The 8,587-nt window shown below is 61.8% G+C and carries 11 protein-coding genes; 7 read left to right on the top strand and 4 right to left on the bottom strand.

Annotated features, from left to right (window positions below; genetic code table 11):
- Nucleotides 1-175, top strand: a 175-nt coding sequence (locus tag DCO45_RS15740; RefSeq protein WP_165841212.1) for an integrase core domain-containing protein, incomplete at its 5' end; no start/stop codon positions are given.
- Here DCO45_RS15740 and cadR read toward each other — a convergent pair.
- Nucleotides 172-606: a Cd(II)/Pb(II)-responsive transcriptional regulator gene (gene cadR / locus DCO45_RS15735; RefSeq protein ID WP_116926706.1), complete on the bottom strand. Its 435-nt coding sequence runs from the start codon at nucleotides 604-606 to the stop codon at nucleotides 172-174. The two genes, DCO45_RS15740 and cadR, sit on opposite strands and share 4 nt — an antisense overlap.
- A 449-nt stretch (nucleotides 607-1,055) precedes the next feature.
- On the opposite strand from cadR, the gene DCO45_RS15730 reads away from it, so the two are divergent.
- The 4 genes from DCO45_RS15730 (at nucleotide 1,056) to DCO45_RS15715 (ending at nucleotide 4,680) form a co-directional block, all read left to right on the top strand.
- Nucleotides 1,056-3,131 carry a heavy metal translocating P-type ATPase gene (locus DCO45_RS15730; RefSeq protein ID WP_243419380.1) on the top strand — a complete coding sequence of 692 codons (2,076 nt, stop codon included), beginning with the start codon at nucleotides 1,056-1,058 and terminating at the stop codon, nucleotides 3,129-3,131.
- A 163-nt stretch (nucleotides 3,132-3,294) separates the two neighbouring features.
- Nucleotides 3,295-3,708 carry a hypothetical protein gene (locus DCO45_RS22740; protein WP_133248173.1) on the top strand — a complete coding sequence of 138 codons (414 nt, stop codon included), beginning with the start codon at nucleotides 3,295-3,297 and terminating at the stop codon, nucleotides 3,706-3,708.
- 44 nt (nucleotides 3,709-3,752) lie between these two features.
- Complete coding sequence (locus DCO45_RS15720) at nucleotides 3,753-4,139, top strand: hypothetical protein (protein ID WP_133248172.1); 387 nt, start codon at nucleotides 3,753-3,755, stop codon at nucleotides 4,137-4,139.
- An 85-nt stretch (nucleotides 4,140-4,224) separates the two neighbouring features.
- A complete protein-coding gene (locus DCO45_RS15715; protein ID WP_133248171.1) occupies nucleotides 4,225-4,680 on the top strand; it encodes a hypothetical protein in 456 nt (151 codons plus the stop codon).
- A gap of 195 nt (nucleotides 4,681-4,875) precedes the next feature.
- Here the strand turns inward: DCO45_RS15715 and DCO45_RS15710 are convergent, their stop codons facing one another.
- The gene (locus tag DCO45_RS15710) at nucleotides 4,876-5,385 is read right to left on the bottom strand and encodes a DUF1993 domain-containing protein (protein WP_116926701.1); all 510 of its coding nucleotides are present in this window, start codon (nucleotides 5,383-5,385) and stop codon (nucleotides 4,876-4,878) included.
- A gap of 236 nt (nucleotides 5,386-5,621) precedes the next feature.
- Between DCO45_RS15710 and DCO45_RS15705 the strand changes: the two genes are divergently transcribed.
- The gene (locus tag DCO45_RS15705) at nucleotides 5,622-6,107 is read left to right on the top strand and encodes a hypothetical protein (RefSeq protein WP_133248170.1); all 486 of its coding nucleotides are present in this window, start codon (nucleotides 5,622-5,624) and stop codon (nucleotides 6,105-6,107) included.
- Nucleotides 6,108-6,152: 45 nt separating this feature from the next.
- Here DCO45_RS15705 and DCO45_RS15700 read toward each other — a convergent pair whose 3' ends face one another.
- A complete protein-coding gene (locus DCO45_RS15700) occupies nucleotides 6,153-7,424 on the bottom strand; it encodes a beta-ketoacyl-[acyl-carrier-protein] synthase II (protein ID WP_116926699.1) in 1,272 nt (423 codons plus the stop codon).
- Nucleotides 7,425-7,530: 106 nt separating this feature from the next.
- On the opposite strand from DCO45_RS15700, the gene DCO45_RS15695 reads away from it, so the two are divergent.
- Nucleotides 7,531-8,121, top strand: a complete 591-nt coding sequence (locus DCO45_RS15695) for a TetR/AcrR family transcriptional regulator (protein WP_116926698.1) — start codon at nucleotides 7,531-7,533, stop codon at nucleotides 8,119-8,121.
- Between the two features lie 222 nt (nucleotides 8,122-8,343).
- On the opposite strand, the gene DCO45_RS15690 is transcribed toward DCO45_RS15695, so the two are convergent.
- Complete coding sequence (locus DCO45_RS15690) at nucleotides 8,344-8,586, bottom strand: hypothetical protein (RefSeq protein WP_133248169.1); 243 nt, start codon at nucleotides 8,584-8,586, stop codon at nucleotides 8,344-8,346.
- Nucleotide 8,587: the final 1 nt, after the last annotated feature.

The raw sequence follows: 8,587 nt of genomic DNA, 5'->3' as shown, positions 1-8,587 counted from the left end.
GGCGCTGCGCGAGTGGGCCTATGGTTGGACATACCAGAATTCAGCTGAGCGAACACAAGCCTTACATCGCTGGCAGCATTACTACAACTGGCACAGGCCTCACAGCGGCATTGGTCGAATTACCCCGATGGCCCGGCTCAAATCTGCAAACAACCTCTTGACAGTTCACACCTAGCGCACATGCAGATGCTGTTTGACGGCCGGCGCCACAGGCGTCTCGGCCAGGCCCGCCAGAATGCCGCAGTGCTCCACATCCTGGGTGCCCCGGCAGCGGTCACGCAACGCGATCAGCTGGGCCTCCAGCCCGCGCAGCTCCTGGATGCGCAGGGCGACATGGCCGATATGCGCTTCAAGCAGCTTGTCCACCGTTTCGGCGCAGTCCTGGGCGGGTTCGTCCTTGTAACGCAGCAGCTCGCGCACTTCGTCCAGCGACATCTGCAGCCCTCGGCAGTTGCGGATGAACTGCAGGCGCTCCAGGTGTTGCTCTTCATAGATGCGGTAGTTGCTGGCGGTGCGCGTGGGCTGCGGCAGCAGGCCTTCGCGCTCGTAGTAGCGGATGGTTTCCACGGGCGTCGCCGAGGCCGTGGCCAGTTCACCGATTTTCATGTCATTGCCCTCATGTCCATACGGAGTCTAGCGATTTAGGCTTGACATTGTAGTTACTACAGGGTTTTTAATCGAAGCAACAGGGAGCACGCTTTATGACCCAATCGAATTCCAACCCAGTCATCGCCCATTCCGACACCGCGCAGCGCCATTCCCATGGCCATGCAGCGGCATCCTGCTGCGCCGGCAAAGACCACCGTTCCGCTGCCGTAGCCGCCAAGGGGCACGGCCATACGCACGACCATAGGCACGACCACGGCCATAGCCACGACAAGGGTCACGATCACAGCCATGGCCACGACCATGCGCATTCACATTCCCCTGCCCCAGCAGCAACGGCTGCCGCGCATGCGCATAGTGACTGCTGCAGCCCCGACCTGGGCGCTGCTGCCCAGGCCAGCTCGGCCTTGAAGGCCGATGACGGCGCCTTGCTGCTGCGCATTCCCGCGATGGACTGCCCCGTGGAAGAGGGGCAGATTCGCCAGATTCTGGAAGGGGCTGCAGGGGTCAAGCTGCTGCAGTTTGACCTGCCTGCCCGCACCTTGCGGGTCGAAGCCGACCCACAGCAATGGACGGCCGTGACGGAAAAAATCCAGGCTGCAGGCTTTCGCACCGAGACGCTGTCCGCCCCGCCGGCTGCGGCCGATGTGCAAAAGGCGCAACGCCGGGAGCTCTACCGTCTGGTTGCGGCCTTGGTGGTGGCGGCCACCGCCGAGCTGCTGCACCTGCTGACACCCGAGACCTCGGTCTGGCGCATGGTCGGGATGGCGGTCGCCGCACTGGCCATTGCGCTGTCCGGCCTGGGCGTGTTCAAGAAAGGCCTGTCGGCCTTGCTGCGCGGCCAGCTGGGTATCAATGCGCTGATGAGCGTCGCGGTGATCGGCGCCTTTGTCATTGGCCAGTGGCCCGAGGCGGCCATGGTGATGGCGCTGTACTCGCTGGCCGAGCTGATTGAGGCTCGCTCGGTGGACCGCGCGCGCAATGCGATTGCCCAGTTGCTGGCGCTGTCACCGCCGCAGATCGAAGCCAGGCAGGCCGATGGCAGCTGGCAGATCCAGGATGCCAAGACGGTAGTGGTCGGCACGCTGGCACGGGTCAAGCCCGGCGAGCGCTTTGCTTTGGATGGTGTGGTGACCAGCGGCCAAAGCGCAGTGGACCAGTCCTCCGTGACCGGCGAGAGCATTCCGGTGGACAAGGCGCCGGGCGACCCGGTGTTTGCCGGCACCATCAACCAAAGCGGCTCGCTGGAGTTCGAGGTCAGCAAGCTGTCGACCGACACCGTGCTGGCCCGCATCATCCATGCGGTGGAGCAGGCCCAGGGCCAGCGCGCGCCCACGCAGCGTTTTGTCGACCGCTTTGCCCGCATCTACACCCCCGCTGTGTTTGTGCTGGCCGTGGCAGTCGCCGTGCTGCCGCCGCTGATGCTGGACTGGCCCTGGTTGACGGCGATCTACAAGGCCTTGGTGCTGCTGGTCATTGCCTGCCCTTGCGCGCTGGTGATCTCCACGCCAGTGACCGTTGTCAGCGGCCTGTCGGCCGCCGCCCGCCGGGGCATTCTGGTCAAGGGCGGCGCCTACCTGGAAGAGGCGCGCAAGCTGCGCGTCGTCGCCCTGGACAAAACCGGCACCATCACCGCTGGCACCCCCCAGCTGGTGCAGACCCGCATGCTGTCGACCAGTACCGATGCCGTGCAGATCGAGCGCATTGCTAAAAGCCTGGCCGCGCGCTCGGACCATCCGGTATCGAAGGCGGTGGCCGCCGGTATCGATGGTGAGGTGCTGGAGGTGGGCAACTTTGCCGCCGAGCTGGGCCGTGGCGTCAAGGGCGATATCGGCGGCCACAGCTATGTGCTGGGCAACCACCGCTGGATCCATGAGCGCGGCCAGTGCTCTGCCGAGGTGGAGGCGCTGATGCTGGCGATGGAGGAGCAGGGGCAGACCGTCTCGGTGCTGGCCAGTGAACAAGGCGTGCTGGGGCTGTTTGCGGTGGCCGACACCACCAAGGAATCGAGCAAGCAGGCGATTGCTGAATTGAAGGCCCTGGGCATCCGCACCGTGATGCTGACGGGAGACAACGAAGCCACCGCCCGCGCCATTGCCGCGCAGGTGGGCATCGACGAGGTCAAGGCCAACCTGCTGCCCGAGGACAAGCTCCAGGTCATCAACGGCCTCGTGGCCCAGCAGCCCACCGGCATGGTGGGCGACGGCGTCAACGACTCGCCCAGCCTGGCCGCCGCCTCCATCGGCTTCTCGATGGGCGGCGCCGGCACCGACATCGCCAAGGAGGCCGCCGACATCCTCATCATGAACGACGACCTGCGCCGCGTGCCGGAAACCGTGCAACTCTCCAAACGCACCTACGCCATCCTGTGGCAGAACATCATCTTCGCGCTGGGCATCAAAGTGGTGTTCTTCGCGCTGGCCGTGTTTGGCAATGCCTCCATGTGGATGGCGGTGTTTGCCGATATGGGGGCGAGTCTGCTGGTGGTGTTCAATGGGCTGCGGTTGCTGCGTGGTGGGAAATAGGGCACTTCTGGGCAGCTGGCTAGCTGGCAAGCTTGCCTGCCAGGGTCGGCATATCCAGAGTTTCAGCCGCATCACAACATATTCTCTGGGTCTGCAGACCCTGGTTTTACCCTGCACAATGCCCGTTTCTTTCAAGCCTTCAACAATTCAGGCGTCGTGATTTATGGCCTATCGATTTACCGGCTTTCTAGTACCTTTGTTGAGCACATTTGAGAAGTCAGCGGAGCTGCCAGCCGATGCCATAGTTCGGGCCATTCATGTACCGTTCTCAGGCACTGGAATAGCTTTGCCATCTTTGGGTGGAAAACATCCATCCGCGCAAGAGCTGTTGGCACTTGCCGAGCAGTTGGGAATCGCTGTTGCAGATTCATGGCTGTACATCGACTATGTAACCTGGGGAGGTATTGACGCGGTGTACGCCTTCGGCTCATTCCAAGGCCAACCATTTGGTCCTATTGACGACTCCAATCTTGAGACCGTTGAAATGACCTATGTTGAGGTTATGTCTTGTATCGGCATTAGCAAGGCTGACGCGCTCGACTTTCAGCCCTTTAACCGTGGCTTTTGGGGTGACTGACTCCCAAGCCTGCGACATTGATTGGATGCAGACTCTTGAACCACATGAAACAAAGAGATGTTCGTCAGCAAAACGATGTGTCTGTAGACATGATTCGCAGAAGCGCGCGTTACTGGAGAGAGCATCCTTGGCCACAAGCGCTCAAGGACTGCGCCTTAGCCCGAGGCATTGATTGGAGCACCGCCATCGTTCTGAAACTGGGCATTGATGAGCCAGGAATGCCAGGCCTCTTCGGCATGTTGCTCACCGTTGAAGCACGGTTCATTGCTTTCGAGATTGAAACGAATGAGCACCACACTTCGGTGGAAACAATGCTGAAGTGGGAAGACGTCACATCTGCACAAAACATCAGCATCAGAAACCCCGGCTTTGGTGCAGGCTACGGGGCGCTGGCGATCCAGGTTCTTCGTGAGATGGCCGCCGCTTCCTGAGCATCGATTCCCAAGAATGGGACTGCGGTTCTCTCGGGGCGAGGCTCCAATCAGTCAGGATGCAAGATTGATAGACTTGGCAGCCATGTGCCTTCCTACCCTAGAAGAAATCAACATCCATGATTCGCTGGATGAGCGTTTCGCCGCCCAGATGTTCTTGGGGAAGAGCATCGCCGAGGTTTCAGCGATGTTCCGGACGCATTCCATCCAATGCGCTGAAGCGCTAGCCGATATGGGCCCCAAGGCACGTGTTTTCTATTTGCCGGCCTATTTGCAGTATCTGGCTTCGGAGGACTCCCGAGGTGATACCGATGCGGCCTCGGGCTTGACCCGCATCGCACATGAAATCATGGAAACAGGTTGGGATAGCAGGGAAATTCGAGATCAGCTTCTGGCTGCGCTTGAGCGTATTCATTCCGAGTTTGCTAGATATGCCCCGGACCGGAAGACTCAGCGAATCTATCACCAGGTACCTGATGAGGTTCGGCGAGCCATTCGTATGCTGCGTTTGCGCGGGAATAGTCAGCTACACAGTTCGTAGATTGTCGCTTGAAGTGACCAATTGGCAAGCTCCACCAAGGTATTTCTGCTTGCGGCGCAGAGGCCCCACTGAGCTATTACGATGTTCCGAGCGGTCAACGCTCCACACGCTGCACGCGTTCTTCCGAATCGCCAAGTGAAAAATGGGTAGTCATTGAGGCGCTGATCGCCATGAGCGGATGGCGCCCCCCCCCTGTTAATAGGTGCCCATATAGTCGCGCTTGCCAACCTCCACACCGTTGTGGCGCAGGATGGCATAGGCGGTGGTCACATGGAAGAAGAACTGCGGCAGACCATAGTGCAGCAGATAGGCACTGGCGGTCAGCTTCTTTTCCTTGGGCGTGCCGGGGCGCAATACGATGTCGCGGCTTTCGCTCAGATCAAACTGCGCGGCTGGGAAGGATTCGAGATGGGCCAGCGCCTTGGCGATCAAGGCTTGCAGGTCAGCGAAGCTGGTCTCTGTGTCGGGCCAGGATGGCACTTCGGCACCGGCCAGGCGGGAGGCGATGCCCTTGGAAAAGTCCGAGGCGATCTGCACCTGGCGAACCAGCGGAAACATGTCGGGAAACAGCCGTGCCTGCAGCAGCGCGTTGGGATCGATGTTGCGTTGCGCCGCATGGTCTTCGGCCTTCTTGAGCACCTCTGACAGGGCATGCAACATCTGCTGCATGACGGGAATGGAGGCGGTGTACAGCGGGCTGGTCATAGAGGGTTCACTTTTTTGAAATGGCAAGATGGCCGTGGTGGGGCTGGCAGAGATTCTGCCTGGCATGGGAGGCTACCAGCAAACGAATCCAACAGCGCGCATGGTGCCGTTATCGGCTGGCTGGACGCCAGTTGCATCCATGAACATAGGCCGACGACAATCTATGACCAGGTGGGGGACACCGCCATGAACCGGGCCCAGATGGTCCTATCGATGCCGCCGATCTGATGCAGCCCATGCTGCGCAACCCCTGTCCTGCTGCTGAAGGAAAACCGATGAAAAAATTCTTGCCGCTCTGCGCCCTGGTGTTGCCATTCGCTCTCACCGGCCAGGCCATCGCCGGTGCCAATACTGCGCAACTGAATTGCACTGGCAGCCGTGCCGGGCAGGCGGTAAGCCTGGTGGGCGCTATTCCCGCCTCCATCGTGGATATCGATCTGCAGCTTTCCTACGGTGCGCAAACCCTGGGCTTGGCGTCGCCGCAGGCAGAGGCCACTGAGCGCATGGATTTTCGCCGTGGCATCTTCAAGTTGGATGTGGCCCTGTCGGGGGCCAACCGGCTGCAGCTTCAGGCCCAACCCAAGAGCATCAAGTACAAGGGCAGCATGGGGGGCGGCAAACTCAAGGCCAGCTTTGTGGCCACAATCCAAGAGGCTCCGGAGCCCTTTCAAGCCGCGCTGAAAGCGGCTGAGCTTCGGTGTAGCTATGCCTATGAAATTTGAGCAAACGACCCGGTGGGTGGCTGCTTGACATGGCTGAAGTGCCGATCAGCCCCCATACCGCTTCAACACCAACGAAGCATTCACCCCCCCAAACCCAAACCCGTTGAGCATCGCATGCTCGATCGCATGCGCCCGCGCACTGCCGCGAATCAGATCCAGACCGTCGGCTAAAGGGTCCGGGTTGTCCAGATTGAGCACAGGCGGCGCCATCTGGTCGCGCAAAGCCAAGACGGTAAAGATCGCAGCAGCCCCGCCGGCGGCGCCCAGCATATGCCCCAGGGCTGACTTGGTGGCGGTGATGGAGGGGCCCGTGCCGGCGCCAAACACCTGGCGGATGGCAGCGAGCTCGCCGCGATCGCCGACCGGGGTAGAGGTGGCATGGGCATTGAGGTGCTGGATATCGCCGGGCTGGAGTTGCGCCTGGCGCAAGGCGGCGCGCATGGAGCGGGCGGCGCCCGATCCGTCCTCGGGGCCGGAGGTGACATGGTAGGCATCGGCCGATGTGCCATAGCCCACAACTTCAGCCAGCGGTGTGGCGCCGCGCGCCAGCGCATGGTCCAAAGCCTCAAGCACCAGAAGGCCTGCGCCTTCGGCCATCACAAAGCCTTCGCGCGCCATGTCAAAAGGCCGGGACACCTGGCCGGGATGGTCCTCGCCGCCGGTGGCGACAGCCTTGGCGGCGGCAAAGCTGCCCAGCGCCACGCGGTCAATCGTGGCTTCGCTGCCACCGCACAGCGCCATGTCGGCCTCATTGTTGCGGATCAAGCGTGCCGCATCGCCAATCGCCTGGATGCTGGCGGCGCAGGCGGTGACCGGCGCGCCCAGCGGGCCCTTGAGCTGGTGGCGAATAGACACCTGGCCGGCAGCTAGATTGGCCAGAAAAGCCGGTACGGTGAAAGGCGAGAGGCGCTGCGGGCCCTTGCCATCGGTGGTGCGTACCGCGTCGGTGATGGTGCCGAAGCCGCCGACCCCGGAGCCGATGACGGTGGCTGCACGCTCCAACTGTTCGGCGCTGGCTTGGCCCCACTGCGCATGCGCCAGCGCCTGGTCTGCGGCGCCCAGCGCAAAGGCGATAAAGCGGTCCATGCGGCGCAGCTCTTTGGCGGCGATGATGGCCTCGGCGCTCCAGCCGGCTTGCGGGTCCTCTTCCATACTGGGCACGCGGCCAGCCACCGTGACGCCAGTGCCTGCACCGACCTCGGCAGCCAGCGCACGCACGCCCGACTGGCCTGCCAGCAAGCGCTGCCAGGCCAGCTCCACATTGCAACCCAGGGGAGACACCAGGCCCAGGCCGGTGATGACGACGCGACGATCCATATGGCAGCTTTCGCGGTTGGACGCCGTCGCGGAAAAACGGGCGCCCAGCCTTATTGATGATGGGCGTCATCATAAATGAGTTTTGATGATGGGTATCATCTAACGAATGAAAGTCAGCAAAGCACAAGCCGCCGAAAACCGCGAAGGCATCGTGGATGCCGCTGCGCGCCTCTACCGTGAAAAGGGCCTGGAGGGCGTGGGCGTGGCCGAGATCACGCGTGATGCGGGCCTGACGCATGGCGGGCTCTACCGCCACTTTGCGTCCAAGGATGCCCTCGCCAGAGAGGCCTGCCTGCGCGCCTTTGACTGGACCATCACGCCGCTCGAAGGCCTGGATGCCGCTGCTGCCGATGATGCGCCGCCCGCCCGGCTGCGCGCCTTGGTGCATGGCTATCTGTCGGTCAACCACCGCGACCATCCGGGCGAAGGCTGTCCCGCCGCCGCCTTGGCCACCGATGCGGCCCGCGCCGGGCCGGAGATGTCCGAAGTATTTGCGCAAGGGGTGGAGCGCAATATCCAGCGCTTTATGGAAGTCGTGCCGGGCGATGGGCCTGCCAAGCGCGCCCAGACCATCGTGACGCTCAGCAGCATGGTGGGGGCTCTGGTGCTGGCCCGCGCTACGGCGGCGGGCGACCCGGCGTTGTCTGAGGAGATCTTGGCTACTTTGCGGGAGCAGTTGGCGCCGCAGGTTGGCTAATGACAGGTTTCAAGACTGCGCTGGGCACTGAAGGCAAATGGCTGGCGTCGATGGGCTCCATGCCATCCGCGAAAGAGGATTGCAACGGGTTTTAAATCCACGATTTTCATCCTTAAATCGACAATTTGGAGTTAAGGACGGAAATGGTGGATTTAGTGTTCAACACGCCCGAAGAAACTGCGCGGTGAACGCGTTCCCACGCATTCGTGGACTGCAACCACCTTACTCCGGCGCCCCAAACGCCCCTTCTCGCGACAGCCCATAGCCGGCGATAAAGAACTCGTAGCTCAGCCCCGTAGCCACATCCGTCGCAGTCTCGATGCCGATGGTCTCCAACGCACCCTCCAGGATCTGCGCCTGCTTCAAAGGCTTGGCATCAATCTGCTGGGCGACGATATAGCTCCCATCCGCTGCCCTAAAAACCACATCGCCCTGGGGCGTCACCGCTTCGATCACATTCTGCATC

It is taken from the genome of Comamonas sp. JNW (genome assembly GCF_003105075.1).
GTDB classification, from domain to species: domain Bacteria; phylum Pseudomonadota; class Gammaproteobacteria; order Burkholderiales; family Burkholderiaceae_C; genus Comamonas; species Comamonas squillarum.
Note: the sequence above shows the minus strand (reverse complement) of the source record. Positions and strands in the feature narration are given on the sequence as shown.

Excerpts from the sequence above, each read along its gene's own strand:
- DCO45_RS15695 (WP_116926698.1), top strand. The coding sequence starts at position 7,531 with ATGAAAGTCAGCAAAGCACAAGCCGCCGAAAACCGCGAAGGCATCGTG.
- DCO45_RS22740 (WP_133248173.1), top strand. The coding sequence starts at position 3,295 with ATGGCCTATCGATTTACCGGCTTTCTAGTACCTTTGTTGAGCACATTT.
- DCO45_RS15720 (WP_133248172.1), top strand. The coding sequence starts at position 3,753 with ATGAAACAAAGAGATGTTCGTCAGCAAAACGATGTGTCTGTAGACATG.
- DCO45_RS15730 (WP_243419380.1), top strand. The coding sequence starts at position 1,056 with ATGGACTGCCCCGTGGAAGAGGGGCAGATTCGCCAGATTCTGGAAGGG.
- DCO45_RS15715 (WP_133248171.1), top strand. The coding sequence starts at position 4,225 with ATGTGCCTTCCTACCCTAGAAGAAATCAACATCCATGATTCGCTGGAT.
- cadR (WP_116926706.1), bottom strand. The coding sequence starts at position 606 with ATGAAAATCGGTGAACTGGCCACGGCCTCGGCGACGCCCGTGGAAACC.
- DCO45_RS15690 (WP_133248169.1), bottom strand. The coding sequence starts at position 8,586 with ATGCAGAATGTGATCGAAGCGGTGACGCCCCAGGGCGATGTGGTTTTT.
- DCO45_RS15705 (WP_133248170.1), top strand. The coding sequence starts at position 5,622 with ATGCTGCGCAACCCCTGTCCTGCTGCTGAAGGAAAACCGATGAAAAAA.
- DCO45_RS15700 (WP_116926699.1), bottom strand. The coding sequence starts at position 7,424 with ATGGATCGTCGCGTCGTCATCACCGGCCTGGGCCTGGTGTCTCCCCTG.
- DCO45_RS15710 (WP_116926701.1), bottom strand. The coding sequence starts at position 5,385 with ATGACCAGCCCGCTGTACACCGCCTCCATTCCCGTCATGCAGCAGATG.